General features: G+C 39.5%; 29 protein-coding genes. 5 read left to right on the top strand and 24 right to left on the bottom strand.

The genetic code is table 11. The features are described from left to right. Positions 1-6: 6 nt before the first annotated feature. The 3 genes from PSE69_RS04585 to PSE69_RS04595 are packed head-to-tail and all read right to left on the bottom strand — an operon-like array spanning position 7 to position 2,837. Positions 7-813, bottom strand: a complete 807-nt coding sequence (locus PSE69_RS04585; protein ID WP_004920961.1) for a putative hydro-lyase — start codon at positions 811-813, stop codon at positions 7-9. Next, complete coding sequence (locus PSE69_RS04590) at positions 810-1,583, bottom strand: LamB/YcsF family protein (RefSeq protein WP_060561101.1); 774 nt, start codon at positions 1,581-1,583, stop codon at positions 810-812. The genes PSE69_RS04585 and PSE69_RS04590 overlap by 4 nt, the downstream gene beginning before the upstream one ends. Positions 1,584-1,598: 15 nt before the next feature. Next, the gene (locus PSE69_RS04595) at positions 1,599-2,837 is read right to left on the bottom strand and encodes an NRAMP family divalent metal transporter (RefSeq protein WP_014656216.1); all 1,239 of its coding nucleotides are present in this window, start codon (positions 2,835-2,837) and stop codon (positions 1,599-1,601) included. Positions 2,838-3,223: 386 nt separating this feature from the next. Here PSE69_RS04595 and PSE69_RS04600 point away from each other — a divergent pair, with 386 nt between their 5' ends. Next, a complete protein-coding gene (locus PSE69_RS04600) occupies positions 3,224-3,886 on the top strand; it encodes a GntR family transcriptional regulator (protein ID WP_004920968.1) in 663 nt (220 codons plus the stop codon). Positions 3,887-4,474: 588 nt separating this feature from the next. Further along, entirely contained in the window at positions 4,475-4,999 is a 525-nt protein-coding gene (locus PSE69_RS04605; protein WP_040133263.1) for a pentapeptide repeat-containing protein, read from the top strand. Between the two features lie 592 nt (positions 5,000-5,591). Here the strand turns inward: PSE69_RS04605 and PSE69_RS04610 are convergent. Further along, positions 5,592-6,140 (bottom strand): hypothetical protein, encoded by a 549-nt coding sequence (locus PSE69_RS04610; RefSeq protein ID WP_121875266.1) that lies wholly within the window; start codon positions 6,138-6,140, stop codon positions 5,592-5,594. A 148-nt stretch (positions 6,141-6,288) separates the two neighbouring features. Next, the gene (locus PSE69_RS04615; protein ID WP_230088931.1) at positions 6,289-6,855 is read right to left on the bottom strand and encodes a DUF3828 domain-containing protein; all 567 of its coding nucleotides are present in this window, start codon (positions 6,853-6,855) and stop codon (positions 6,289-6,291) included. Between the two features lie 645 nt (positions 6,856-7,500). Between PSE69_RS04615 and gltP the strand changes: the two genes are divergently transcribed. Together gltP and PSE69_RS04625 are read left to right on the top strand one after the other, a co-directional pair. Continuing rightward, positions 7,501-8,808, top strand: a complete 1,308-nt coding sequence (gltP, locus tag PSE69_RS04620) for a glutamate/aspartate:proton symporter GltP (RefSeq protein WP_004920976.1) — start codon at positions 7,501-7,503, stop codon at positions 8,806-8,808. A gap of 441 nt (positions 8,809-9,249) precedes the next feature. Then, positions 9,250-10,203 (top strand): glycoside hydrolase family 6 protein, encoded by a 954-nt coding sequence (locus PSE69_RS04625; protein ID WP_036940870.1) that lies wholly within the window; start codon positions 9,250-9,252, stop codon positions 10,201-10,203. Between the two features lie 563 nt (positions 10,204-10,766). Here the strand turns inward: PSE69_RS04625 and PSE69_RS04630 are convergent. Next, a complete protein-coding gene (locus PSE69_RS04630; protein ID WP_121874911.1) occupies positions 10,767-11,432 on the bottom strand; it encodes a DUF7822 domain-containing protein in 666 nt (221 codons plus the stop codon). Between the two features lie 434 nt (positions 11,433-11,866). Here PSE69_RS04630 and PSE69_RS04635 point away from each other — a divergent pair, with 434 nt between their 5' ends. After that, positions 11,867-12,340 (top strand): hypothetical protein, encoded by a 474-nt coding sequence (locus PSE69_RS04635; RefSeq protein ID WP_121874912.1) that lies wholly within the window; start codon positions 11,867-11,869, stop codon positions 12,338-12,340. Positions 12,341-12,707: 367 nt separating this feature from the next. Here the strand turns inward: PSE69_RS04635 and PSE69_RS04640 are convergent, their stop codons facing one another. From PSE69_RS04640 to PSE69_RS04720, 18 genes are all read right to left on the bottom strand, one after another. Next, positions 12,708-13,325 (bottom strand): tail fiber assembly protein, encoded by a 618-nt coding sequence (locus PSE69_RS04640; RefSeq protein WP_121874913.1) that lies wholly within the window; start codon positions 13,323-13,325, stop codon positions 12,708-12,710. Further along, complete coding sequence (locus PSE69_RS04645; RefSeq protein WP_121874914.1) at positions 13,325-14,896, bottom strand: tail fiber protein; 1,572 nt, start codon at positions 14,894-14,896, stop codon at positions 13,325-13,327. The genes PSE69_RS04640 and PSE69_RS04645 overlap by 1 nt, the downstream gene beginning before the upstream one ends. After that, entirely contained in the window at positions 14,883-15,539 is a 657-nt protein-coding gene (locus PSE69_RS04650) for a DUF2612 domain-containing protein (protein WP_004920991.1), read from the bottom strand. Before PSE69_RS04650 ends, PSE69_RS04645 begins: the two co-directional genes overlap by 14 nt. Beyond that, positions 15,532-16,656 carry a baseplate J/gp47 family protein gene (locus PSE69_RS04655; protein ID WP_004920993.1) on the bottom strand — a complete coding sequence of 375 codons (1,125 nt, stop codon included), beginning with the start codon at positions 16,654-16,656 and terminating at the stop codon, positions 15,532-15,534. Before PSE69_RS04655 ends, PSE69_RS04650 begins: the two co-directional genes overlap by 8 nt. Next, on the bottom strand, positions 16,640-17,002 hold the full coding sequence (locus tag PSE69_RS04660; RefSeq protein WP_121874915.1) for a hypothetical protein: 363 nt from the start codon (positions 17,000-17,002) through the stop codon (positions 16,640-16,642). Before PSE69_RS04660 ends, PSE69_RS04655 begins: the two co-directional genes overlap by 17 nt. Continuing rightward, entirely contained in the window at positions 17,002-17,658 is a 657-nt protein-coding gene (locus PSE69_RS04665) for a Gp138 family membrane-puncturing spike protein (RefSeq protein WP_014656228.1), read from the bottom strand. The genes PSE69_RS04660 and PSE69_RS04665 overlap by 1 nt, the downstream gene beginning before the upstream one ends. Continuing rightward, positions 17,655-18,479, bottom strand: coding sequence for a phage protein (locus PSE69_RS04670; protein WP_004921005.1), 825 nt, complete (start codon positions 18,477-18,479; stop codon positions 17,655-17,657). The genes PSE69_RS04665 and PSE69_RS04670 overlap by 4 nt, the downstream gene beginning before the upstream one ends. Next, on the bottom strand, positions 18,454-18,792 hold the full coding sequence (locus PSE69_RS04675) for a phage baseplate plug family protein (RefSeq protein ID WP_036940883.1): 339 nt from the start codon (positions 18,790-18,792) through the stop codon (positions 18,454-18,456). The genes PSE69_RS04670 and PSE69_RS04675 overlap by 26 nt, the downstream gene beginning before the upstream one ends. After that, positions 18,789-19,520, bottom strand: coding sequence for a phage baseplate protein (locus PSE69_RS04680; RefSeq protein ID WP_121874916.1), 732 nt, complete (start codon positions 19,518-19,520; stop codon positions 18,789-18,791). Before PSE69_RS04680 ends, PSE69_RS04675 begins: the two co-directional genes overlap by 4 nt. Before the next feature lie 82 nt (positions 19,521-19,602). Beyond that, entirely contained in the window at positions 19,603-21,387 is a 1,785-nt protein-coding gene (locus PSE69_RS04685; RefSeq protein WP_121874917.1) for a hypothetical protein, read from the bottom strand. Positions 21,388-21,531: 144 nt separating this feature from the next. Beyond that, positions 21,532-21,924: a phage tail assembly chaperone gene (locus PSE69_RS04690; protein WP_014656233.1), complete on the bottom strand. Its 393-nt coding sequence runs from the start codon at positions 21,922-21,924 to the stop codon at positions 21,532-21,534. Continuing rightward, positions 21,924-22,358 carry a phage protein gene (locus PSE69_RS04695; RefSeq protein WP_004921015.1) on the bottom strand — a complete coding sequence of 145 codons (435 nt, stop codon included), beginning with the start codon at positions 22,356-22,358 and terminating at the stop codon, positions 21,924-21,926. Before PSE69_RS04695 ends, PSE69_RS04690 begins: the two co-directional genes overlap by 1 nt. A 9-nt stretch (positions 22,359-22,367) precedes the next feature. Continuing rightward, on the bottom strand, positions 22,368-23,879 hold the full coding sequence (locus tag PSE69_RS04700) for a DUF3383 domain-containing protein (RefSeq protein ID WP_004921017.1): 1,512 nt from the start codon (positions 23,877-23,879) through the stop codon (positions 22,368-22,370). Continuing rightward, complete coding sequence (locus PSE69_RS04705) at positions 23,876-24,376, bottom strand: phage neck terminator protein (RefSeq protein WP_014656235.1); 501 nt, start codon at positions 24,374-24,376, stop codon at positions 23,876-23,878. Before PSE69_RS04705 ends, PSE69_RS04700 begins: the two co-directional genes overlap by 4 nt. Before the next feature lie 98 nt (positions 24,377-24,474). Then, the gene (lysC, locus tag PSE69_RS19840) at positions 24,475-24,708 is read right to left on the bottom strand and encodes an Rz1-like lysis system protein LysC (RefSeq protein WP_282551551.1); all 234 of its coding nucleotides are present in this window, start codon (positions 24,706-24,708) and stop codon (positions 24,475-24,477) included. Next, positions 24,626-24,937 (bottom strand): hypothetical protein, encoded by a 312-nt coding sequence (locus PSE69_RS04710; RefSeq protein ID WP_014656237.1) that lies wholly within the window; start codon positions 24,935-24,937, stop codon positions 24,626-24,628. The genes lysC and PSE69_RS04710 overlap by 83 nt, the downstream gene beginning before the upstream one ends. Before the next feature lie 62 nt (positions 24,938-24,999). Then, positions 25,000-25,395: a M15 family metallopeptidase gene (locus PSE69_RS04715; protein WP_004921025.1), complete on the bottom strand. Its 396-nt coding sequence runs from the start codon at positions 25,393-25,395 to the stop codon at positions 25,000-25,002. Next, positions 25,395-25,736, bottom strand: coding sequence for a phage holin family protein (locus PSE69_RS04720; protein ID WP_014656238.1), 342 nt, complete (start codon positions 25,734-25,736; stop codon positions 25,395-25,397). Before PSE69_RS04720 ends, PSE69_RS04715 begins: the two co-directional genes overlap by 1 nt. Between the last annotated feature and the right edge of the window lie 301 nt (positions 25,737-26,037).

A 26,037-nucleotide genomic window follows, 5' to 3' on the forward strand; every position in this document is an offset into this window, starting at 1 on the left:
CCCCCCTTATACATGATAGGCTGCATCAGGAATATCTGTTATAAACATATGCCCCGGCGCATGGCTTAAGGCAAATGGGACGCCTGATTTCATCACGGCTGCTTGTGGCGTTACACCGCAAGCCCAAAACACAGGTATTTCTCCCTCTTCAATGCGAACTGGATCGCCAAAATCAGGTTGCATAATATCGACAATCCCTAATTGTTCAGGGGCGCCAATATGAACAGGGGTTCCATGAACCGATGGAAAACGCCCTGTAATACTGACCGCATCCGCTACACGATCCGCAGCGATAGGCCGCATTGAAACCACGAGCTCTCCATGTAATCGCCCTGCTGGACGGCATAACCGATTGGTTTTATACATTGGCACATTGGTTTTATCCGTGATATGCCGTACATCAATACCCGCTTCTATCAATGAAGTTTCAAAAGTAAAGCTGCAACCGATTAAAAAAGTCACTAAGTCAGTGTGTTGATGATAAATCTTGCTGGCATCCGTGATCTCATCCACCAGCTTCCCCTGTTGCCAAACGCGATAACGAGGAATATCCGTTCGCAAGTCGGCCCCTTCAGCCAAAATGGTTTGCCAACTCCCCGCTTCGCATACATCCAGTACAGGGCAGCTTTTCGGATTGCGTTGTGCATACAATAAAAAATCAAAGGCCCAATCACGAGGCAACGCAATCATATTGGCTTGAGTCAATCCAGCAGCCAAGCCCGCCGTCGGTTTATCAAAACCTTGTCGAATAGCTTCTCTTGCGGCTCTTGCTGCCATAATCGCTTTTTCTGACGCCTTAAATAAACTTGTCATAGGGCCCCTCCCGAAAAAGCTCTGATTTCAACACCATGCTGTTGTAATAACTCACGCACATTTTGCGCCATCGCTAATGCCCCAGGGCTATCACCATGAACACAAATAGAGCCCGCTTCGATCGGCGTAAAATCCCCTTCAATTGATATTACTCCCCCTTCATTCACTAATTGCAGCATGCGCTGTGCAACTTGCTCAGGATCATGTAATACCGAACCGGCTTCCCGACGGGAAACCAAAGCACCATTAGAGTGATAAGCCCTATCCGCAAATGCCTCTGCAATAACGGTTAGCCCTCGCTCTTTGGCCCATCCAATCAGTGGCGAGCCTGCAAGTGCAACCAAAACTAACTGTGAATCGATAGCGCATATTGCATCAATAACAGCCATTGCTTGACGCTTATCATGGGCGATGGTGTTATACAGTGCCCCATGAGGCTTAACATAGCTGACTTGGCAACCAACCGCAGTTGCAAGCCCTTTAAGTGCACCTATTTGATAAATAACATCAGCGCTCAGTTCATCCGAGGCGATATCCATATTGCGCCGCCCAAAGCCCACTAAGTCTGGATAGCCTACATGTGCCCCTACCGTAACATGGTTCAATTTCGCCGCTTTTAATGTTCGCAAAATACCTTCTGGCGAGCCTGCATGAAAGCCACAGGCGATATTTGCACTACTGACAATTTTCAGCATGGCTGTATCATTGCCCATTTTCCATTGACCAAAGCTTTCCCCGAGATCACTGTTTAAATCGATGATTTTTTTCATTGTTCTATTTGACCTCTATTTCAAGTAGTTAAAAATTGCTTCAACCGACATAGCCCCCATATACCATGTTAATGCACAGACAATGATACCGGACCATAACAACCAACGTGGATAGTGATAGCCGGACATCAAATCGGCACGTTTCCACCCGATATAAACAAAGATGGTTAAACCAATCGGTAAGATCAGACCATTAAACCCACCAGCAAAAACTAATAATGCGGCAGGTGCGGTTCCCATCATTAAGTAGACCGCCAGCGATATTGCGATAAATAAGATGGTGGCAATATTACGTTGCCTTTCTGTAATGGATTTTTTAAACGCGGTAATGAAACTCATGGAGGTATAAGCAGCACCGATAACACTCGTTAATGCAGCCGCCCATAAAATCAACCCGAAAATGCGTAAGCCAAAATTCCCAGCTGCCGCTTGGAAAGCTTGAGAGGCAGGGTTAGCAGCTTGGCCTGATATATCAATTGTCACGCCACTTGCCACCACACCAAGAATGGCAAGAAATAAAATATAGCGCATTAATCCGACAACTAAGATCCCTTTAGTTGCAGCGCTTGAAACAACATGGATGTTTTCAACTCCAACAGCCCCTTTATCTAGTAAACGATGGGCACCAGCATAGCAGATATAGCCCCCTACCGTACCGCCAACAATGGTAGTAATCATCGCAAAATCAACGGTATCTGGTAGCACGCTTTGGCGTAATGCTTCACCAACGGGTGGATTGGAAGCAAAGGCCACAAACAGCGTTAAACCGATCATGACTAGGCCTAACAAAATGATCACGCGGTCAATGAAGGTACTCGCTTTACGGGAAGAGAAGATATATATCGCTAACAGGGCACTGAGCAGCCCGCCCCATTTGGGATCTAACCCGACAAGGGCATTTAACCCTAATCCAGCCCCTGCGATATTACCGATATTAAAAATCAAACCACCAAAAATCACCAATACTGCAAGCAGATAGCCACTTCCGGGGATGGTGGCATTAGCGATATCCGATGAATGCATTTTGGTTAGAGTAACCACTCGCCAAATATTCTGTTGCACCACAAAGTCAATAATAATGGATGCCAAGATCCCAAAAGCAAACGCGGCTCCTAAGGTGACAGTAAAGGTTGCTGTTTGAGTAATAAAACCTGGCCCTATTGCAGATGTCGCCATTAAAAATATTGCCCCAATCAATGAGGTACGCCTATTTTTTATGAACTCTGCTGTGCTGGTACTTTCTTGAGCTGCCATGTGCATACTCCTTTCGGATTGTTTTTGTCGTTATCGATGTTGTGTTAGTTATAAAGGCAATAATCATGCCATTGTTCTACCAATACACATTATTGTTAATCTATCTTTAATATATTGTTGAACAATTAATAGTGAATGGCGAATTAACAAGCAATCAAAATCGTGGTTTGCGATTTAAAAATCAAAGACCGATCACTTTTTTAACAAAACACATAAATAATTAACATTTTTTGAATGCTAATTACGGTTAAATGCACCATATGAGTGCAAGAAACGATGGATTTGTGCTGAGCATGCACCAAAAGGAGCCTTGAAGCCGACTAGGGAATATGTGAAGATAAACTCTTACACTGTTCCTCATTGGCTCATACCTAAAACCTATTGATATGACTAAACAACCTGTTGTTCAGACCTTAGCTGTTACTATCGCCGAAACGATCCGCTACAAAATCACGGTTGGGGAACTTACGCCAGGCCAACGTTTGTCGGAAGCCGCTCTTAGTGAAGAGTTAGATATTTCTCGTAATACTCTGCGCGAAGTATTTCGTGTTTTGACACAAGAAGGGTTACTTACTTATGCACCAAATAAGGGCGTATTTGTTTCAGTACCCGATATGGCTGCTATCATCGACATTTACCAAGTACGCCGATTAATTGAATGTGATGCATTGAAGCAAGCCTATGCCATGCATCCTGCCGTACAGAAAATGAAGCAAGCCGTCAACGAAGCTCGCGAACAAGAAAAGATGGAAAATTGGATTGGTGTGGGAACAGCCAATATGAAATTTCACACTGCCATTGTTGAGTTGTCTGATAGCGAAAGGCTAATTAAGCTTTACCGTAATATCGCCGCTGAGTTACGGCTAGCTTTTGGTCATCTTAATGATCCTAAGATTCTATATGCCCCTTATATCGATAAAAACCAATCGATATTAGAGTTATTAGACGCCGGGCGTAACCTTGAAGCGGCTGATACATTGAGCCGTTATTTAGATTTATCAGAGCGAACCTTGCTCGCCGCCTTTAAACGAAAACAAGCCGGCTATTAATTCTCTTTATTAATAAAGTGTGAAAGCCATCAATCCAGTACTGGTCAATCCTGAGGAATTCAGAGCCTGTTTACACAAATAGGATCCCCTGCTTTTCTGTTATCAACTATATTGGTAAATAGGAGCAAGATTTCAATAACTCAGTGCTAATTCTTTCTGGCAAGAGGCATTAATCTATTTTTTGCGATTTAAAGAAAAACTTATCTAAAAGGAATAGCTTGAATGATTTTACGAGCAGAAGACTTCCCTAGATAGTAATAACCTAAATAGGGTAATTACAATGATATATTGTTGAGTATACTATGACGGCGACTATTATATTTTTTAGTAACTTAGTTTCATCTTTACCCGTTTTCTAATTTCTGCTATTTGGTTATCTAACTCTATATTTTCTACTAGCGACATAGAAGCAAGTTCAGATACACTGACATTAAAAACAGAAGCCAATGCACTAATTGTCTCTATATTTGGGACTTTATTATCTTCAATTCGCTGAATAGTTCTAGTGATGTTAGTTGAACGAATTGTTCTTGAGACTACGCTCTTTCTAATCTTATTTGTTTAACTTTGTTTTCAAGGAAAAATTACATGAAGAAAACATTCGATGAAACTATAAATACCTTGCGGGAATTAGGCTTAATTTATGATGACCAATCTCCACGACTTCCTGAGGCTATGCCCAAGTTTGATGATCCTGAACCATGTGGATTCAGTATTTTTCGAATGGGCATAGCAGACTTAGACCTAAGCGCCTTAGACATGAGAAGGACATTTTTTTCTCGTTCAGAAATAGTCGGCTGTAACTTCACAGACACTGACTTAGCTGAGTCAAATATGTGTTGGAATGATTTTATAAGCGTCAATTTTACACGCGCTAATCTAGCAGGTGCGGATCTTCGTGCGTCTATTTATGAAAATACAAATTTTACAGAGTGTAACTTATCCGGTTCCGACTTAAGGCTAGCTGAATTTAATAATTGCATATTTACCTTAGCTAATATGCAAGGAGCAAAGCTGACTAAAACAGCTGGAGAAGCTCTTCCTCTTTCAATACAGCAAAAAGAACAAATAGATTGGCAAGACACTGAAGGCGAGGAGCCAAGCGGAGGTTAACGATTTATAAAGAAAAAAATCATCATTTGCTTGCAAATCATGATTTATCAGTATGGTGTAAGCATCATACTGATCCTGATTTCATGTATTCTTACATTCGCACGAATGAGATCAGATGGGTGAGCTTACCTATAATATTAAACTCAATCTTTTACATGTCATATTTTGAAATTATGTGATTTTAAAATTAGGTTAAGCATTCAATATATAGTCACACAAAATAAATTGTATGCATATCCAATGATATTATTATATTTCAAGTTCTTTTTAGTTATTAAATTGATCTAATAATCCGTTAAATAAAGTATACTATCCCTACAAACTTTGTATGATTAACAATCGAATAGTACTTAAAAAATAGAATCACAGGTTATTAGAGGGCTCACCATCTCATGCACCTAAAATAACGAATTAAATTGACTTTTAATCTGTATTTCCTCTTGTAAATAATTTTAGCTACATCAAGCAGCATAAAAGAAGATAAATTAATTTTATCTATAACGCTAATGAGATATCGCTTGCTGCTTTTACTTTTTGCTCGTATAGATACCTTACTAGGACGAAGTAAAATTTGGATATTCAGCGTCTTATTTTATTGTTCTGAATATAAGTATTCAGGACAGTTACTTTCAACGCCATAACCGAGAGAGTAATATAGTTTAAGACCTTTATAGTTTATTTTATCATAAAAATAAAGCCCTTCAGTACTTAAACAAGTCGCAAGATTTAAAGTGTGATGACTGTAACTTACAGTGAAATTTGATGCATCTTGGGCTGTAAAATGAATATTCATCTTATTGTTTTCGTCATAAATAAAAGCAAAAAACAGACCATTATTGTTATCATGCAATTCTTTTTTGTAACTATATTTAAGTAATAAATCGCTATTTATCGAGTTATATCCATCATTACCTTTTTCAGTCTTTTGAAAGTCACGCCCATTCATATGGTAACACTTGACTTTATTATTGCGTTCATTATTTATACAAACCGTGACCGTTTTGTTGTTTAAATTACTTTCAGTTGAATACAGTATGATTTCATTAGGAAAATAGGATAAGAAGCCAGCACTTAAGATATTGTTATCCATTGCAAATGTCATGCTGCTGAATAAAAATAAAATTGACAATTTATAATTCATTTTATTAATAGCCCGTCTCATATACCGATAAGAGTACCATACTACCCTCACTTGGCTTTAATGTATATATTATTTCTTCCATATCATGATTTATTTTTATTTCTAGATTGCTTTTGTTTTTCCATGTATAACTTCCCCTTTCTTTTCTTTAAACCTTTGTAACTCGATTTATTTTCCAGTTATTTCCCTGTTTAACTAAGATAATCTGTAAATTTAATTTTGGCTCAGTGCCGTCACCTAAAATTAAACTTATTTTTGAGTAAGCATCAGTTTGCTTAATTTTTAATATCTTTATACTTTTTTCCCAAGAGGGATAATTACCCTGAGATTTTATAAAATAATTAATATCTGTCTCAATCCAAGTTCCATCCCAGTTACAAACAATATTCCCTCTATTTTTTCTGCACTCTTGTTCTTTTTTACAAATTTTTTCCAACTCTTTTTCATCTACATCCGAATCATAGTGACATATTGACGAATAGTATAATTTTAATGCTAATTCAGGGGTTACATAGTTCTCCACTAGACTTTCTTCATTTATATTTTTGAGATAGCCTTCATAAAAATTCACAACAACTTCTTCGGGAGATAACCCTGAACTTGCAGTTGATGAAACATTATTTGTCCTAGAATTGTCGTTAACATGCCCATTAGCTATGCCTATTAGTGGAAGTAATACTATCGAGAAGATAAAAATGTTAATTCGATTAAACATACCAAGTACCATCACCAATTAATCTTAAAATTTCCCAATGAATAAAATACACATAATCTCAGTGGTGCTAAATGCTCAATGAAGTTCTAAACAGCACCCGAAAAGTTGTCAACCCATATCAGGGCTAATCAAAGCTCAATCAATAATCTATTATGTTTCTTTCTCATACAATAGGTACTCTATCCTCCCCTGTTGATCAAGTGCCTCTATCACACAATTCCTTGACTTAGATTTTACATCATTTTAAAAAATTAGTTTTTTATAATTGCCTTTTTCTGCCTATAACTTATTTTCCTTATCCATTAAATAGATAAATAGAAACAATCTATTCATTCGTTTTATTTAGAATGATCCTCACTCAGTATTTAACATTTTAGTTACACCACGAAAACAATTAATTAATATTGATGGTTAAGCATTTTACTACCAAGCCCATTCTTACTCCACCGTGGCAAATCAATTATGAAAAGAATTATTACAATTTAATACAAATCAACGATGAATAATGATTGCCATGCTCAATTAATCGACTAAACAACTCAATATTTACGATCTAACAGTTGTAGTTTTAACGAATATTCGCTATAAAAATTGCGATAGAAAAAGTACAAACATAAAAATTATTAATATATTTGAGATTTCATTATGACTTCAAACCACATTTCGACAAAAAAACCATTTAAATTTGGCCTAGGATGGCAAATTTTAGTCGCACTGATTTTAGGTGTTATCGTAGGCGCTTTTTTGCATGAAAGCGTAGAATATAAAGATTGGTTAATCGTTAATGTTCTATCACCCGCGGGTAAAATATTTATACAATTAATTAAAATGATCGTTGTTCCGATTGTTATTTCAACATTAATTGTCGGTATCGCGGGGGTAGGAAATACGAAACAACTTGGGTCGCTCGGGTTTAAAACCATCCTCTATTTTGAAATTATCACCACTATTGCAATCGTTGTCGGGATAAGCTTCGCCAATATCTTCCAACCTGGTGTTGGTATTGACATGTCACAGTTGACACAAGTTGATATCTCCCAATATGAAAAAACCACCCAAGAAGTTGAAAGCCACCCTTCGGGTATTATCAATACCATTTTAACCATGGTGCCGAGCAATATTTTTGCCTCTATGGCCAGTGGGGAAATGCTACCCGTCATTTTCTTTGCCGTCCTGTTTGGTTTGGGCCTCTCCTCATTACCTAAAGAGAAGAAGCAACCATTATTAGACGTTTTGCAAACCTTTTCTGAAACCATGTTCCGCGTCACTAATATGATCATGTTGTATGCCCCTATCGGGGTTTTTGCACTGATCTCCGTGACTGTCGCCAACTTTGGTTTTACCTCTTTAGTACCACTACTAAAATTAGTGATTCTGGTTCACTGTGCAATTTTGTTCTTTGCCATTGTGGTACTTGGCATTGTCGCTCGTTATTGCAAAATTAATATTTTTACCTTAATGAAAATTTTAAAAGACGAGCTACTTTTAGCCTACTCCACCGCAAGCTCTGAAACCGTGCTTCCACGTATCATGGATAAAATGGAAAAATACGGTGCACCTAAATCAGTAACCAGTTTCGTTATACCAATTGGCTACTCATTTAACCTTGATGGCTCAACACTCTACCAAAGTATTGCCGCCATCTTTATTGCTCAGCTCTATGGAATTGAACTGTCTATTGGCCAGGAGCTTATCCTTGTATTTACCTTAATGATCACCTCTAAAGGTATTGCAGGCGTACCTGGTGTCTCCTTCGTCGTTCTCTTAGCCACTTTAGGCAGTGTCGGTATTCCACTGGAGGGCTTAGCCTTTATTGCTGGGGTTGACCGTATTCTCGATATGGCTCGAACTGCACTAAACGTTGTCGGTAATGCCCTCGCAGCCTTGGTAATTGCCAAGTGGGAACATAATTATGATGAAGAAAAAGCACGTGAGTATGAGCAAACCTTTTAACGGTTGATAATCCACAATCCCTTTCCACACACCGAGCAACGACTCGGTGTGTTTTTATCTATTTCCTAAAAATTATAATCTAACATCGATTGAGATCTTATTAATATATTGATTAAATTTCATCTTAAATTATTAATGTAAAACCGTGATAAACAACACAATTTTTAATAACAGCGAGTAAGTATATTTACTTTACTAACTAGGCATGTTAAAAAATCAGCTTATTCAAATTATAATATAAATATATTCTATTATTTGTTTTCTAACTTACTGTTTTATTAACATATCGCTGTTAATTTGAATTATTCAATCCGGTTTAGTATGGCACGTTAAATAACGATCTATTTATATCGTTTTAACTGTGGCAGAAATTAATTTAAGCTATTTACCAATATTAATAATTAATAGCCATTTTTTCTTATTAAATCCGGAGTCGATTTTATGTATAAAATACTTTTCTTAAGCTTAATTACAGCTTGCTATACCGGAAACCTAATGGCAACTGAGTATTTCGTTGATCCCACCTCGTCTGCCGCATTGTGGGTAGAAAAAAACAAGAGCGATCCCAGAGCACTGGCTATTCGGGCTAAAATAGCGTCTGTGCCTACGGCTATTTGGCTTTCTAAAATCCATGAAAATGAGACTGAATTAGCCCAGCAAATAACAAGTTATATTTCACAAGCTGATAAGCAAAAAACTCAGCTTATGTTTGTGTTATACGCTCTACCTAACCGCGATTGCTCAGGCCAAGCCTCCGCCAGCAACACTACTAATAGCCAAAAATATCGAACATGGATTAATCAATTAACAAAAACAATTTCAAACACTGAGCTTACCATTATTTTAGAGCCTGACGCCTTAGCGGATATGAGTTGCCTAACGCCATTGCAGCGCAAAGATAGAACAGATTTACTCAAATATGCTGTGACTCAATTTAAAATAAAAAGCCCTAATGCGCATGTATACCTTGATGCTGGCAATATGAAGTGGCAACCCGCAAAAACAATGGCAGAACAACTCATTGCAGCGGGAATAAAAGATGCATCAGGTTTTTCACTCAATATTTCTAATTACTATGCGACCGAGCCCACTATAAAATATGGTGAAGACATTAATCGATTTTTAATGGCGCTGATAGGGATAAAATCCAATATGATTATTGATACCTCACGCAATGGTCATGGTGCACCAGCATTGCCAAATCAATGGTGCAATCCACTTGGCCGTAAGATAGGTGAAGGCCCAAAAGATATTTCAGCAACCGTTAAAACCGCTTGGATAAAGCCACCGGGGGAATCAGATGGCGACTTTTCTCCAACAGCTAATTGCCATGGCGGCCCTAAAGCAGGGGTTTTTAGCCCTGATTTAGCGATACGCCTGATTAAAGGGGAATAATAGATACAAGACCAAGGCGAGAAAGTCAGCGCAGGAGAAGTGCCGATAATAGGTTATGGGTATTGGCATTTTTCCGATAAATTATTTTGTGTCAATTTATCACTACGATAATTTAACTTAATGCTGTACCATGAGTGCCAATAAAAACAGTGGAGAATAGGGATAAAATATGGATGCTCTTTTCGAGGCCGTCGCTAGGTTTTTTGCTTTTTGTATTGAACTCTTGTTAAATCTTTTTCAACTTTTCGGTATTAGAATTACAATATTACTCATTGCTTTTATTGGCCTATATTTTCATGGGTTTCAACTCAAATGGGTATTAGGCTATATCATTCTAGCTATCGTTTTATATAGCCCATTCATCTATCGGAAATTGAAACAAAGGCAATAACGCTATTTGAGTGAGCCTATTTGCTCTCTTTATCGTAAAGTTAACTCACTATCAATTATCTTTCGTTAAGCATAAAAAAACACTGTGCTACGCGGCGTTAATCGCAGATAATAGGGGGATTGTATCGAAAATATCTATATTAATCCCCCAATAGCATGATATTTCAATAGTACTATGACTCTTCTTCGAACTCTTTTTTATTCAAGATCCTATAATATAGGCTAGATTCCCAATAAGATAAGCCCATCGGATAACCTGCATCAACATAGTCACATTCGCTATTAAAATTGATAGCAGAAAATAAATTTTCTGAGTCAGATGCTGCCCATTTAATTACCTCAATTGCCGTTTCTTTATCATCTGGTATTGCATCAATGCCCCGCCCCACCAGTAAACATCTTTGTATTTCATCTTCAACTGCTTGACGTAAATTATCCGCTCCTTCCGTCAGCATCATATCTAATTCAATCGTTTCTAATAGCAAAAATGGCTGTTTATGCTGCTCTAAAAATTCAAGGGCTTCTTTGATTTCTTTACTCGCATCATAACCATTTTCTAAAAATAACGGTTCAATTGAGGTAAAAAATTTCTTTAATCTTGCAAACCCGATATCAAAATCACTTGTCAACGCATAAAAAGGTGTTTTTTCCCCTTCTTCTTCATGATCGTACCCATGATATAGCAGTGACTCACATAATTTTGGGTTTCCAGACATCAATATACGATAGGTCATTGGTATTGCATATGACCATTCAGAAAGTCCATTCGCAATATCTGGTCGGTCATAATAAGAGCTTGGTTGATTAGATATACTGTAAAGGTAAGAGCGGTTTGCCATAAAATATCCTTTTATATAAAAATGCTTAAGCGAAATGACTCTAGCAATCTCAAAGTGATATAGCAATAACTAGGCCTAACTTTATTAGCCGATAATTATTTTTGAATATCATTAGAAATATTTTCAGGAATTATCTGATGATTTACTTATTTCCTACCGCAATACACTATTTTTCAGTGGAGAATAAATACGGTGATACGTATCGCTGATCACTTCTTAACTTTATAATCAATATACGTATTTTTTTAAAGGATCCTTTAAGGGCATCGATACAACTTACAGGCGCTCAGCTCATAAAAATAACAGAAAGTATAGGCGCTGTTTTCCCCGATAAAGCATCTTTTGACCCTAAACAAGCTTTTCAAATAGAAGAAAATGCAACGGTACAAACAGCTCAAGGCAAATATTACGGTACAGTTTTATACGCTTTTATTGTGAACTCAACCCTAGAGATATCTGCAACATTACTTGAGTTCGATGAGGCTCCTTATATCCGAGCAGCGCAACACAATGCCCAAATAAATAACAATAAAGACCTTTATCAGGATGATTTTGAGCAATTAACCAATAAATATAGCCATTACACTAGTTTTCAAATTAATGTGACTTGCGGATTTCGACGTAACGGTTCTGAATACTATTATCATATCGATACAATGAAGGTTTACGACTCAATGGGGGAGCTATTTGATCTTATTAACGATACTCAAGAAGCGATGAGTGTGATGGGCGGTTGTTCAATGACAGTCACAAAACTTTATAAAAGCAATATTTGGGAAGTTCGTTCAACGGAAGGGGATATTGTGCACCATAAGGTACTTAATAGGGCCATCACAGAATGCTTTTTACTTTATACTGACCATCTATATGATGACTGGCCTAATAATGCAGAAAGGCTATATTTATAAAATAAGCCAGCTAATCAATTAATATATCAGCCATTTTATGAATTGAATAACTAGCAATACTCTGTTAATTGGTAATCACTGGAAAATGATACGCGTAATACTAGTATGGTGGACATATAAAAATATTTAGTGTGTATTTGATAAAAAGTCCAGTTTATTCTTGTTTAAAGGGGTTATCAGTGGCTTTCACTACCATGTCATTACACTCCGCATAAATAAAAAATAATTTATCGGAATGCCTATATTAGGAATAAAGCTGCTTCTCTCAATGTGACTAAACGGACATAACAAGGCTTTTTATGAAATAGAATAGCCGATGCATTTTAAAATAGCCGCTTTTCATAAAGCGGCTATGGATAAGTAAAAATTACGGTTTTTCCGGCCACTCAATATTAGGTGCTAAAGAAGTATCAACACGATTTAGTAAAACGCGGTATTTTTTCCACGCTTGCAGCGCTGCGGCTTCTTCATCGGTTGCCAGTCCTGTATCGATGGAGTCTTGCAGATAAGTCAGCATATTATTTGCTTCATCCAGTCGTTGTGATTTCTCCTGTTCAGCCTGCGCGATTAATGCGGCTTTTTGGGCTTCTGTGTCAGTGACCCATTTTTTACCGTTCCACTTATCAAATTCTGTTTTTGGCTCTAAGAGTGTGAGTGTTTCAGGTAAATCGCCCATAAAATCGACTTCAACAGGCTGACGGGTCTCTGTGTTGTAAGCCGTTTTCCCTCGATGGTCAGCAACATGCAACCACGATTGTTCATCAGCACTTCGTATAATTGCAACGTCAGGCTTTTCGGGTAATTCCGGTGCGTCTAAATAAGCGCCGGCAGGTAAACCACCGCCAATCGTGACATACTCCATTGTCGCGCCGATATACTCGCGCGTTGCTTCATTGATGTAATACGTTTTTAGCCAGCCATTGTTTGACACGTAACCATCTTGGCCAATTACACCAGTAATAATATCTAAATTATATTTGCTCATTATGCTGCTCTCACGATATATAAAAATGCAATGTTACGGGGGCGAGTTTCATTTGCTGTTCTTGCGCTATTTGAAGCGTCAAAGCTGAATTTTTGAATTTGTCGTGTTACAAATGATGATGTGACAACTGTTCCATTTGCTGTTATTGATGTAAAAGCTCCGCTCGAACCACTTGATGGTGTTTTTTCAGAAGAAATTGAAATTTCTCCTTTAATATTTTGAATTGCATCAGTTTGAGCAGATAAAACTACTCGCCCGTTATCAATATTCCGCCCAGCGTCAAGGCCGCGAATAAACTCACCGCGTAAATCAGGTAATACGCCAGATGGATAAGCTTTAGCAAGCAAGGGGTAAGTCGTTTTATTAAATGTCTGACCATTGCAGATTAAATATCCGCTAGGAGCCGTGGCTTGAGGCCAAGGGATAGGTGCTCCCACGGGGTAATCACTTAATTCAGATGATGAACCTGAAACTTTTAAATTTCCGTTGTGGTCTTTTGTTGTGTTTCTATCACTATATAAATTATATTCATAAAAAGTATTTGAATTGCCACCAATAGCAATAACACCCTTTCCTACATAGTCTGCTGAAATTACAGTATATGTGTCATGAGACTTTCCGTATATCGCTACACCATGCTGATAATGATATTTTGATGTAGTAGCAGAGTTCCTAAATATTTGAGACTCTGTATTTAATCCCTTTAAAAATGAAACATAGGACTTCTCATCTAGATTAATTACAGCCCCTTTTCCACCCCATCCATAATCACCAACCTGCATTATCGTTCCGCTGACATCGGGTAAAATATGATTACACCATTGCTTTCCTGCTCTTTTTGAATTGATTCTTGCAACATTAGCTACAGACATGTCAAGTTGCATATATGCATCATCTTTTCCTGTTACTTGAACCATATTTGCATCTAGTGTATTTTTTACTCGCGTAAGCCCTTCAATATTTCCCCCAGTTTTATCAAACTTTCCATTTAACCCATTTTTTAGCGCCGTATTTGTTGCATAGTCTCCCGCTGGGGCATAATTCCCCTTTGGTTGATACTTAGTATCAGACTCTGATTTTGAATAACTGTAGCCTGACGGGAGGTAATTACCTTTAGGTTGGAATCGAGTATCCGATTCAACTTTAGTGTAGCTTTCCCCTTTTAGTGCATAATTACCTTTAAGTTGAAATTTAGTGTCCGTATCTGTTTTAGTGTAATAATTACCCAACCCCAAAAACACACCCAGCGTAGACCATGCAGCTTGCGATTTATCCGGTTGCTCCCCTTTCGTTTCTTTATTGGAAACATAGATAACCCCATTCCACTGAACGATGGCCGTTTTCGGGTAAGATAGCGCCGCATCCCACTCCGCGACACCACGTTGAGTAAGATACATCAACCACTCATCAACACGCTTACCTATGGCGTTAAACCATTCCAATGGCGGCTTGCCAGCGGTTTTGTCTAAAGTAATCCCCCACCCACGCAATACATCTGGGAATGTTTCAATTTCCCCCGTTTTCGCATCTTGCGCGAATATTTTTAAGTCTGGCTTTTTAATGACTGACATTCATTAACCTCGTGAATTTTCCATCGTTAAAACCAAATGCCGATTGATCCCCCACCCAACCAAATGGGTGTGCATCGGTAATAACGAGATATTGATAATTAACCCCTATAGGCCTCGATAAAATATCGAGATCTTTGATGGCATGGATCCGAAACGGTGTTAAATAATTGGCAGGGATAACCACATTCATCGACATATCATAATTGTCGATAATAAAGGCTTGTTCCCCCAATAAGTGACGTAAGGAATAGGTAATATTGGCGATATCGGGTTTTTGGTAATTTTTAATGATCTTGGCTTTGATAAAAAAGCGGTAATCATCATCCCCCAATACCGATGATCCTTTGAGTGAATCACCATAACGATAAAAGGCCCCAATATTGAAGCCTAGCGCGCCTTCAATCCCCCGAAAGCCAAAATAGTCTTTCGGCACCAATGACTTCATGACCCGATGAAGACCGACATGTTTGCCGATTAAATCGAGTCCATACCCCGTAGCAGTGTCGATATTTAAAATGGTCGATAACGTAATGACCGATTCAAAGAGTTGCTTTGTTTCAGAAAGCAAAAGCCCGACGGTTTGTCGGGCTTTAGGTTTTCCTCGGTACTGCCAAATCAAAAAGTCTTCGCGTGGTTTACTCAATCAGCACCTCCACATCTTCTGGCCTGATTTGTGCGCATTGGCGAACCCCTATTGAAACAGCATCGCGCCCATTTACGGTAATTGATTTAATGTAAAAGCCTTGTACTGCATTTACTTGGCAAGTTAAACGCATCGCATAAACCGATTCACCAATATCAAATTCAGTGGCGGCTAACGCGGCTTTAATGGCATCGGTATCGATATCATGGAAGCCTCCCACTCGTTCAAGTAGTAATTTGACTTTAACATTCACCAAAGCGGCGCGATCAAAATAGACGGTTCGCGGTGCGCCAGCATACGTTTGTGTATTACTGATACGCCCAAATACCCCACACCCGCCCACTTTCTTACTTAAAATCGTTCGCCCAATATCATTATCATGGCCACCAATAACAACGGCATTTAATGTGTGCGGTGGAATGCCTTTTTCATCCGTTTGATTGGTGTAGTTTTCGTAGACCTTAGCTTGTTTTACATCCGGTAAATCAAGCAGAGCGCCTTCTAGTCCTTGATAATCATCATGATTATTGATGGCATGCGAACGCATAAAACGTAATAACAAATTGCCATCCGTTTCCTCAAAAGCGCCCTCTTTTGCCGCTTTTGTGGTTGTGATGCTATCAACCCCAATGGTCACCGTGTCCATGGTTAAGGGGCGATTTGCTGGCAACGAAAAAGCGCCAAGCTCCTGACTTCGTAGATCCACTCTTGCGGAGCCGTTACTCCCTAACGTGACATCCGCCAATGTGACCCACTTGGTGCGATTATCATCAGACAATAAGCTTCCTTTATGTACGGTAACGCCCTGTTTACCTGTGATCACCACCTCATTGAGATAACTGTAATCGGCCCCTCGGCGAACAATGCCGGCATACATTGCGCGTTGTTCTAGCCATGATCCAATGGCCTTATAGGGGTCAAGCATCTGCGCTATCAGGGCAATTGCTTGATTAATATTATCTATCTCTTGAGAAAATAGGCCGATCATTTGGCCGTCAGGGCTATCCGCATCCAGATTAATGTCATCCCCATAGATACGTTTAAACCCTTCCGTTAAGCGTTGGTGAACGTCAGTCAGCTTATCAATCACTATGCCCGTTTCAGTAATTTGGAGCATCTGTCATTACCTCTTTTTTATGGCCGTAAATATCAATATAAGTGACTGATATCGCCATCAACCTTGTATCAGGATTGAGTTGAATATCAAATTCGGTAATTTGCTCAACCCCTTGCGTATTTAATACACTCGCTTTTATTTCAGCCTCCATCGCTATCAAATTAGGGTTTTTGCGTAAATAATCGAACCATTTAATGCCATGTTCGCGATTAAGAAACCAATCCTGTTTCAATGACAATAGGCGAGTTAGCACCGATTGTGCGATAGCTTCCGAGCGAATGTTGTAATCTGCTCTCCCTCGCCCAAAACACCAATCATGGTTATCATCAAGCAGACGTACTTTCATTAGTTAGGACCTCCTGTATTGCCTCCTCCCGTTTGCACTCCGCTGTGCGTGTGGGTATCGCCAATATTTTTGCCATTATGTTTAAGTGTGCCGCCGGATGATTCACTATTACCATTCACTGAATGGTTACCTTTAATCAACGCATTACCTGTTAACTGATAATTACCTTGGTGTTCAATATCGCCTTTAATCATGATCTTTCCCGACTGCATACGAATAAACGTCGAGCCATCATCCGTTTGTAGCGATAGTGAATCACTCGAATAATTAGGAATTTTATTGGGTTGACTACTACCTTGAGGTAAAAAGAAGGCATCGGATAGGTCATGAAAACGGTGATCAAGCGGTTGCGACTGTTTACCGGAAACATACCAGCCGTCAATGCAACGCTCGGCAAAAATCACCAGCCCCTCATCCCCCTCACGTACAGGCACTGTGACACAGAAACCACCTCCCCGATAAAATCCAACCGGAACATCAACTAACGGCGGCAACGCAATCACTTTTCCCTCTTTAGTGACATGGCTGATCATTAATTCAACCGTCGCACTATGCCCATTGCAAGACAGTAATTTACCAGGCAACGCAGTATGAATATCGTAGCGCTGGTTCTGAGCGTGTTGATTCATCACATCAAGAAGTGTTGGCTGTTTCATTGTTTCACCTTATCAAACGTACCATCAACACAAACGAGCCTGCTATACCAATCCCTCTCCATAAAATCGCCCGTATGACTTAGCTGCGTAATTTTATAGTCACCATTAAATTCAGATGTAATGGATTGAAGCCGAATGAGGGCACCAATTTTTAATGTAGGATGACATAAACAGGTTATCGTCAAGCCATCTTCACTTTTTTCGGGTTTACCAATTAGCCCCGTTTCTTGCGATAAAACAAAACTTTCGTTATCCGTTATCACCTTTTGTTTTGGCAATAACATGAGTTGCCCATCCTGAATAGACCAATCTGACTGGTTATTTTTCGCGATTTTATGCAGTAATTCCCTTGCATCACCAAACATCACTTTTGCACGCGGAAGTTGACGATCATTTGGCAACTCTATAACACCAATATCAATATCCATCGCCTGCGCATTTTCTGTTAAAATATCACGATCGCGATTACCCGAAGATAATGTTTTATTAACTAACGTACAGGTATAAGCCTTAAATCCATCGCCACAAATTAATTCACAAATAATATCTTCCGCACTTTCAGTTACCTTAACCTCAATAATATCCCCTGCATAAATTAGTTGCAGCTCTTCATAACCAACCGAAAGTGCTGCCCGATTAAATACCTTGCTGGTTAATAAGTTTCGATGTGACGCATTAAGGTTGTAAATACGGATAACAGCAGGGTTAGGCTCTGGTGTTAATGTTTTTTTGATATCAAACGTGACGCGTAATTGTGTTATTTCGAAAGATTCATCATCATTACCAATAACAAGCTTAAGTTGTCTGCCTAATTGTTTCATACCAAAATCCTTTATCAACAATATAGAGCAAAAGCCTTTCACCTAATTCACTTTGTGATATTGAATTAATACCAAAACGTGATTTATCACTTAACGTCAAAATAAAGGGGAGATTTTTCTCTATTAATGAAGGAGCATTAACAGCTAATCCTTGCATTTGTGTAATAACTTTATTCTCATTGATGTCGAATAAATCAAACTGCCAATTTTTTGAAATTTTGTTGTAGTACAAAGTTAGCTTTAAGGCCTTACCAAATAAGGTAAATAATTGCTCTTGGATCGGCTCGTTAGATACGGGTATTTCATAAATCATGAACGTCCCCCTAATGTTTCACGGAAAGTATGGGCAGATTTGGCCTCAGGCTGAGTTCTTCCCATATTACTTTTTTGAGGTTGTTGTTTTAAATCAGGGTGTAATCCTTTTACCGTCTGACTCTCGACAATAAACACTTCCTCTAAATTTAAACTAAATTCAACCGCCCCAGGCTTATCCTGTGTCGCGCCAATACTGGTTAACATCATATTCTTGTACAAACGAAGCCCTGTTTGTACATCAATCGGCTCCCCCATTTTTTGTATTGCCAATAATGATTCATAAGCACGACCAGCACGATCTAATGTCTGCGAACTATCAGCAAAAGGTTTCAATACATCCGGATACCAAGGTGCAATCACCTTCTGCACTTTATTGGCTAACACCCGTCCTATCATTATATATTGCCCCAGCATCGCTTCCGCTTGCCGTATTGATGACGATATTTCTAACGGCAGAGGGTATTCCCCCATAGCCTCGGTATCGAACCCTAAAAAATCATTAAAATATTTCGCAGGTTCATAGCCCACTACCGTTCCCGTAATACTCAGTGATTTCGGCTCAAGAAATGCGTGATCAGCAATATCAGCCCCCGATTCAACGGGGTTTTTTGTGATCCTTAATGCAGAGGTATGAGTCTCGCGGATCGTACAATCAAGTTCAAACTGACCAATCGTTCTTGTAATAACAGACGCTCGACCAGTAAATATTCCGCTTGTAATATCCATAATCTATTGCCTAAATAAAAAAGGCCACATTAAGTGACCTTATCAGTTGAATTGAACCCAACTCATTCTTTAAAACGGCGGGTTAATCAGCATTCGCACTCTTTAAGGAATGGTATGCAATCTCATTAACATATTGATTGATCCCCTCTACCGCCAATACACCCGCTTGTCGGCTATCCATGGTATGAATATCTTGTTTCACATTAACATCCCCTTGGTTAACAACAATGCTCTTATGATTGCTAGTTGTGACATTAGATAAATTGGGATCAGCTAGGTTTTGCTTAATTAAGCCGCCAGCAAGATTTGAGATTTGTACTAATTTTTTTTCACTTTGATATTTATCGTCAATAACACCCAGTGCTTTTAATATTGAAATAATACCCGATGTCAACTCATCAAGCTTTTGGTTTACCCAATTAAATGCCAACTCGAAAGGCTTTTTAATTAATTCAGTCACCCCATTAAACGTATTCGCAAGATCATGAATAAACTTGCCAATATCGGTATCACTGAGATCAAAAAGATTTCTAATAAATTCCCATCCCGCTTTAAATGGTGCGGTTAAGAATTCCTGAATTGCGGCAAATGCTAAATTAAGTTTTTTCGTCCATGACGTTGAATCGTCGGTGAATATTTCATATAACGATTGTATCAAATCAAACGCTGACTGAAATGGTGCCAATAGGTAATCGATAATCGCAAAAAATACTGTACTTAAACCATCAATAAAGGTTTTTGCAACACTCAATACCCATTCAAAAGCCATTTTCGCTGCATTTTTAATGACATCCCAAGCCTGAATAACCCCTTGGATAAGCACTTGCCATAATGCTAAAAATGCAGTGGCAAAACCATGAAAGTAGTGTTCAAATCCTGCCCAAATCTCCTTCAATCCCTCGGTCATGCCCTCCCATGCTTCCCCCATCATCGCCGTATTACCACTGAATAAGCCAAAGAGTAGCTTTAAGGCATTACCTATATATTTAAAGAAGCCACGGAAAATCATCACAGCACTATCGATAGTGAGCGCCCATGCTTGAGCAATGCCATCGAAAATCAGTTTATTTTCAGCATAAAAAGTATTCCACCAAGCTAATACTGACTGTATCCATTCAATGGCTGGCGCCCAAAACTCACTAAATTGTGACTCACCACCGTCTAGATAAGCCATGAGATCCCCGAGCAGCACCATCAGTCCAGCCACCGCAGCCGCAACCCACATGACAGGGTTCGCGGCAAAGGCTATTAAAGCGGCTTTTTTAAAGGCCGCTAACACCGCTATAACGCCAATGATTGCCGCTTTCCACCCTATGGTTTTTTCGACTAAGAGATTAATGGCACGACCCGCATTCCCTATCGCTTGTATGCCTTTACTCCCCCACACGACCAGCTGAGTTAATCCCTCTGATATCAGTGTCTTATTCGCATCTAGCCATTCATTAAAGCGATTAATCACCTCCGTTAAGTTAGGGAGTAGCCCTAGTACGAGTTTCGTTTTTATTGACTCTATTGATAAGCTAGTTTTCTTCGTGACTGATTGATATTCATCAGCTTGCTGTAATTCTTTCTCAGAAATGGTAAATAACACACTTTTTTCCTGAGAGAGCTCTCTCGCCCCTGCTACCGCGCCACCAATAAAGCTAAAGAATTTATTCGACATAAAATCAATAGCCGTCACGAGACCAGAAACCACTGCTTTCAAATTATCAATCGTTAAACCCGCATTACTTAATTTCTCACCTAATTGGCCAATAACTGTTGCCGTTGAAGTCGCCGCCGCGCCGAGGGCAGTGACGACACCTTTTAGTTTAACCACTTGCTCTTCATTAAGACCGATAATGGTTAGAAGTTGTTCGATTCCCATCTTCTGCCCTCTGCTGAGACAACAAACGCTCGACATAGGCCTCATGAAAATCAAGCACATCGCCGAGCGTTGCTGTCGTTCTAAGATCATGACCGGTATATTTGCCTTCCATAATGGGCAGCATTTTTAACCAATCTACATCTGTTATGCCGTCAGATTGACCAAACTGGGCATATTTACCTTGGATGCGACTCCATCGGGCAAAAAATCAGCAAAATGAAAGACTAGGCCATTAACAATAAGTGGATAATAATGGGAACGATAAGTATTAAAATGGGTATTAAACACATCCACTTTATCAAGCTGAATAACATTGCCATCGGCATCTTTTGCTATCACCCATTTTAAGATGAATTTTTCGACACCTTGCATTTCTGTGGAGCCAATATTGGCAAGTACGCCCCCCACATCGATATCAACCTGTTCACCATTCATTGCAATGCAACCTTTTAGCATCCCCAATAGCTTCATGGCATGGGTTTTCGCTTCGATAAAGTTGCTATGACGATGCTCATAAGTGATGTTATCTTTTTCCATCAGTTAAAGGCTCCTTTACCCAATTTAGTGATCACACGTTCAAATTGGATCACCCATGACTGCGCATTATGGCCAGCCCCACGAGTTTGCGTCGGCGGTGTTGTGAAAAAGCCAACATGCCCCACAATCTCATCACCGTTCCACGTATCCTTGATATACAATTCAAGCGGTGCGGGAGCAGATTGGCTGCTGAGCATTTGATTACGTAGATTCGATAAAAAATGATTATCTGCAGAGTGTTGCAGTAACTTCAGTGTTAATATTCCCGACTGGTTACCACTAAAAACATAAACCCCACGCCCATTAGCGCCGAACGTCCAAGCACCATCATCGCCTACAGGAGCAATTGATAGCGCATCTGCAGATTCATCAAAGGCTGTGATTTCATAACCATTGATACTAACCATAAGACTTTTGTGATTATAAACAGACATAGTGACCTCTTAGCGGTTGAATTGAATTAATAAATCTGCTGAATGACCCGCTCCCGCGAGCTTGATTGCACACATAATCGGCATCATTTTGCGTGCTTCTCGATCCGCTTGTGACTGAACATCAAAGCTATCCGAGTAAAAATAAAAACCTTCATCTAAGCGGTCACCAAAAGTCACCTCGCCAATATCACTGCCACGCCAGATCCCCCCTGCTAAGAAGCCATTGCGTTTAAATTCGTTGCCAATGACAATCAAGGAGCCAATTAGCATCGCTTGGCCTTTATCGGTTTGAGGAATTTTTGTAGGGCTTGCTTGTAAAGTCGTGAAGGCTTGTTTTTGGCACGCATCGATAAACGCATCCAGCCCCATCACTTCATCAATAAATGTGCCGCCGAGCATCGTGCCTTCAGCTAACATATTGATACCGTCATAATCGGTATAAAAATTGATCCCCAAACGACGGCATTTTTGTGCCGCATCTTGAGTCACGCGATCGTCAGAGCGTACCGACGTTTGTTGCTTAAATTTGACAGTTTTTGCGGTGTTCTGTCCTTGCCAAACCGTTGAAACGGCAATCGCCAACAACTCAGCACCGGCATGGTTATCTCCCGTTTTGTTGAATTGCACCATCAACCGACCACTGTTTTTATCAAACAGCTTTTTCAGTATGTTACTGTTGTTCCACTCAATCTGCTCATCACGCGTCGCGGTATAGGCCATAACTTTTAAGTCAGCCGCGGTCACCCATGCATGAGCATCATCAAGCTGTTCATCGGTGAGAGAGTCTGCGAAATAGACGCCATACCAGTTTTGATAGACATTTTGTAGTTTATGCAAGGCTTCGGAAGGTAGCTCAGCATTAACAGTTTGTGCGGCGGCTCCCACCGTTAGCGTAGCTTGGCCTTCTTCCAATTTGAGTAAATTACCCACATAAGTACCGCTAGTGGATGGCTTCACATAACCGAAACGCGTTTTTGCATCTACTCCTGCCGTTTTCGATTGAATGATCATGCGCTTACCGATGGCATCCCACACCGCTTGTACGTTGGCATCACTAGGTAGCTTTTGATTAATAACTTTTGCAATGTCTGAAAAATCAATAGCTTTACTAAAGTCGAGGGCCGACAGTAAAATATCAGAGCCCGCAAGGTTCAAAGTCATTGCACCATCAGTAATCGCCTTTAATACATTCAGTCCAACAGAAATCGTTGAGCCTTTTAGCGCATTCGCGGTTGCGGCAATTGTCTGTTTCTCTTTCGCAAAACGCGCGATCATCGCACGCTTCAATTTAGGGCGCGCAGAAAACAGTGCTTGTGCTGCTTTATAGGTTGACGATTTTGTACCAAATAAATTAGCAACATCTTGTTCATTAGAAACAAATACATAACGCGAAGATGCATCAACAAACGCATTGCCCATTTCAGACGTAAAAATCGCAATCATACTTAGATCACGACGTTGCACGGCTGCCGCTTGGGGTAAAATTTGTGCATTAATGATCTCTTTAATAGATAAACTCATAATGGTTCCTTTAGCGTGGTTATAACGACCGATTCACCATAAGTCAGTGATGATTCGATACGATGAATATGTGATAGTGTTAAATTGAGCTGTGCTCTTTGTTGCTTTCCTTCAGGCTCCTCCTCGGGGAAATATTGAATTTCTGATCCGTGAACTAATCCCGCCCCCATGGCTTTAAGTTGTTGCAAAGCAAGGTATGTGTGCATTTGCGCGGCTAAGTCTTCAATCAATAAGAACGCCTGCTTACCTTGTGCGGTAATCGAAACCGTGGTTTCCCGTGTCGTCGTCACCACTTCTCTACTGTTTTCTGCTTCGAATTTAACTTCCGTACCGATAGAATGAGATACCAATGGCGTGACAGTGATAAAGTCATCCCATTTCGATACATCGGTATAAACACTGCCATCAAGAACGCGTTCTTCCGGTAGTCGTGTGAGCAGCACGATAATTTGGCGCAATTTATCTAGGTTGAGCCGTGAAAGCGTTGTTGTTTCCATGTGAATTCCCAATAATTAGGCATAGACAATCTTCCGCGCTATCGGTGATAGTCGGTTGTTTTATCTGCTATTCAATTAGTTAAAGATGTAATAAACGCTTACTTGAAAAAGAGGGCATGGCGTTGTTGTTCAATCACTCTGATGGCTTGCTTATCTAAATTACATTGTTCGATAATAGTTAATAATGTCTCATTCAGTAGAAGCGAATCACCCCAAGTTAATTCGAGAGGAATAATCGGGGGTAAACAATCATCGAGTAAATAAGCTGGGATCGCCATTTGCGGCTGTGGAACGTATTCTTTCTGAATGTTTGTGCAACTGGACAGTAGCATCACTAGGCACACGATGAGTGGCACAAATAGTGTCAGAAAGCCTCTTTTTAATAACTTCTTTGGTTTGTTCAGAACTAAGATCCACCTCATTTCGTTGGTTAAGATGATTTTTGGTAATTTTATTGAGTTGTGCTGAAAATTTTAAATACCCATTAAATAAAGCCTGTTGCGCTGCCATTTGATGATTCAGTGACATATATTGGCGATTTAACTTGTCATAATCACGCATTACCCACCACAACCAAAAAGCTAGGACCAGGCTGGTTGCCGTAAATACCTTGGTTAGCGATGTCATAGAGGGTAAGCGCGGTATGACAATTGAAAATGTGGTCCGTCTTTAAAATTAACCCAGTCACCTCCCCATTCAATTTCCACGTTTAATTCCGCCGCGGCCTTTTTCATTGCTCGAGCAACCAGCTCGAACTTAGACCAATCATTCCATGGAATTTGACGGTGAATTAATGGAGCGCAGTCGACGGCATGCCCTGTTAGGTGCCGACTATTCATCGTTTGACTTTGTCCATTAGCCACTAATTGCCGTTGGCGAGCTTCATTGCGTTTTCCTTCAATAACCATGAAATCAACACGGCTCAATTTGATCGCTCGGCGCACCACTTTGACTAAATCAGGATGAACACCCCGTAAGTTTTGTTCACTACGCTGGCTAAGAAAAAATTGATTCATCATTAAACTCCAAATCGATTTTTAATAAATTGGATGATCATCTCAAAGATGCCATAGAGTTTTTTTGTTCCTAAAAAACCGATCACAACACCACAAAATTCGGCTAATAAGCTCCAAGACTCGGTATTGCCATTTTGTGCTAACCACCATTCAATAAACCGGATTGTGCCCACACTCAGCAAACCACACATCAACGCTTCCAATAAAGATTGTTTCCAAAGCATCCCTTCGCGTCGTTCACGAATATAGGCAATCGTTGTTGCAATAGAAAATCCGCCAATAAGCGGAAGATAATATTGTAGCCAACGCAAAATTGGCTCCCACCATTCATATTTGTCAGGCATAAATCTATTCACTTTATATAAGTGTTCTAATAAAAGCTTCTTTTACCATGATAACTTTATTGAACCATACTGAATAATTAATAGGCATTATTTTAAATAAAAGGCATATAACAAAGAGATAAAGTTTTCATTCAGTAAAATACTCTTTTCATAAACATAGTTTCATTAATCAGTAAAAAATATCATTCCTATTCATTAAGGATTCATTCATAATTGACCTGATTGAAAACGCTCAGCATTAACAGATTAATTCCTTTTTTGCGCGCGCACAAATTTTATTACTAAGGCTTTCTAGCTATTC

It is taken from the genome of Providencia sp. PROV122 (genome assembly GCF_028482365.1).
Classification (GTDB): domain Bacteria; phylum Pseudomonadota; class Gammaproteobacteria; order Enterobacterales; family Enterobacteriaceae; genus Providencia; species Providencia stuartii.

Excerpts from the sequence above, each read along its gene's own strand:
- PSE69_RS04590 (WP_060561101.1), bottom strand. The coding sequence starts at position 1,583 with ATGAAAAAAATCATCGATTTAAACAGTGATCTCGGGGAAAGCTTTGGT.
- PSE69_RS04600 (WP_004920968.1), top strand. The coding sequence starts at position 3,224 with ATGACTAAACAACCTGTTGTTCAGACCTTAGCTGTTACTATCGCCGAA.
- PSE69_RS04700 (WP_004921017.1), bottom strand. The coding sequence starts at position 23,879 with ATGAGTTTATCTATTAAAGAGATCATTAATGCACAAATTTTACCCCAA.
- lysC (WP_282551551.1), bottom strand. The coding sequence starts at position 24,708 with ATGCTACTGTCCAGTTGCACAAACATTCAGAAAGAATACGTTCCACAG.
- gltP (WP_004920976.1), top strand. The coding sequence starts at position 7,501 with ATGACTTCAAACCACATTTCGACAAAAAAACCATTTAAATTTGGCCTA.
- PSE69_RS04675 (WP_036940883.1), bottom strand. The coding sequence starts at position 18,792 with ATGATTTATGAAATACCCGTATCTAACGAGCCGATCCAAGAGCAATTA.
- PSE69_RS04695 (WP_004921015.1), bottom strand. The coding sequence starts at position 22,358 with ATGTCTGTTTATAATCACAAAAGTCTTATGGTTAGTATCAATGGTTAT.
- PSE69_RS04615 (WP_230088931.1), bottom strand. The coding sequence starts at position 6,855 with ATGTTTAATCGAATTAACATTTTTATCTTCTCGATAGTATTACTTCCA.
- PSE69_RS04630 (WP_121874911.1), bottom strand. The coding sequence starts at position 11,432 with ATGGCAAACCGCTCTTACCTTTACAGTATATCTAATCAACCAAGCTCT.
- PSE69_RS04690 (WP_014656233.1), bottom strand. The coding sequence starts at position 21,924 with ATGGAAAAAGATAACATCACTTATGAGCATCGTCATAGCAACTTTATC.
- PSE69_RS04645 (WP_121874914.1), bottom strand. The coding sequence starts at position 14,896 with ATGTCAGTCATTAAAAAGCCAGACTTAAAAATATTCGCGCAAGATGCG.
- PSE69_RS04685 (WP_121874917.1), bottom strand. The coding sequence starts at position 21,387 with ATGGGAATCGAACAACTTCTAACCATTATCGGTCTTAATGAAGAGCAA.
- PSE69_RS04720 (WP_014656238.1), bottom strand. The coding sequence starts at position 25,736 with ATGCCTGACAAATATGAATGGTGGGAGCCAATTTTGCGTTGGCTACAA.
- PSE69_RS04665 (WP_014656228.1), bottom strand. The coding sequence starts at position 17,658 with ATGAAACAGCCAACACTTCTTGATGTGATGAATCAACACGCTCAGAAC.
- PSE69_RS04585 (WP_004920961.1), bottom strand. The coding sequence starts at position 813 with ATGACAAGTTTATTTAAGGCGTCAGAAAAAGCGATTATGGCAGCAAGA.
- PSE69_RS04705 (WP_014656235.1), bottom strand. The coding sequence starts at position 24,376 with ATGGAAACAACAACGCTTTCACGGCTCAACCTAGATAAATTGCGCCAA.
- PSE69_RS04605 (WP_040133263.1), top strand. The coding sequence starts at position 4,475 with ATGAAGAAAACATTCGATGAAACTATAAATACCTTGCGGGAATTAGGC.
- PSE69_RS04625 (WP_036940870.1), top strand. The coding sequence starts at position 9,250 with ATGTATAAAATACTTTTCTTAAGCTTAATTACAGCTTGCTATACCGGA.
- PSE69_RS04640 (WP_121874913.1), bottom strand. The coding sequence starts at position 13,325 with ATGAGCAAATATAATTTAGATATTATTACTGGTGTAATTGGCCAAGAT.
- PSE69_RS04680 (WP_121874916.1), bottom strand. The coding sequence starts at position 19,520 with ATGGATATTACAAGCGGAATATTTACTGGTCGAGCGTCTGTTATTACA.
- PSE69_RS04710 (WP_014656237.1), bottom strand. The coding sequence starts at position 24,937 with ATGCGTGATTATGACAAGTTAAATCGCCAATATATGTCACTGAATCAT.
- PSE69_RS04610 (WP_121875266.1), bottom strand. The coding sequence starts at position 6,140 with ATGAATTATAAATTGTCAATTTTATTTTTATTCAGCAGCATGACATTT.
- PSE69_RS04655 (WP_004920993.1), bottom strand. The coding sequence starts at position 16,656 with ATGCTCCAAATTACTGAAACGGGCATAGTGATTGATAAGCTGACTGAC.
- PSE69_RS04595 (WP_014656216.1), bottom strand. The coding sequence starts at position 2,837 with ATGGCAGCTCAAGAAAGTACCAGCACAGCAGAGTTCATAAAAAATAGG.
- PSE69_RS04715 (WP_004921025.1), bottom strand. The coding sequence starts at position 25,395 with ATGATGAATCAATTTTTTCTTAGCCAGCGTAGTGAACAAAACTTACGG.
- PSE69_RS04670 (WP_004921005.1), bottom strand. The coding sequence starts at position 18,479 with ATGAAACAATTAGGCAGACAACTTAAGCTTGTTATTGGTAATGATGAT.
- PSE69_RS04660 (WP_121874915.1), bottom strand. The coding sequence starts at position 17,002 with ATGAAAGTACGTCTGCTTGATGATAACCATGATTGGTGTTTTGGGCGA.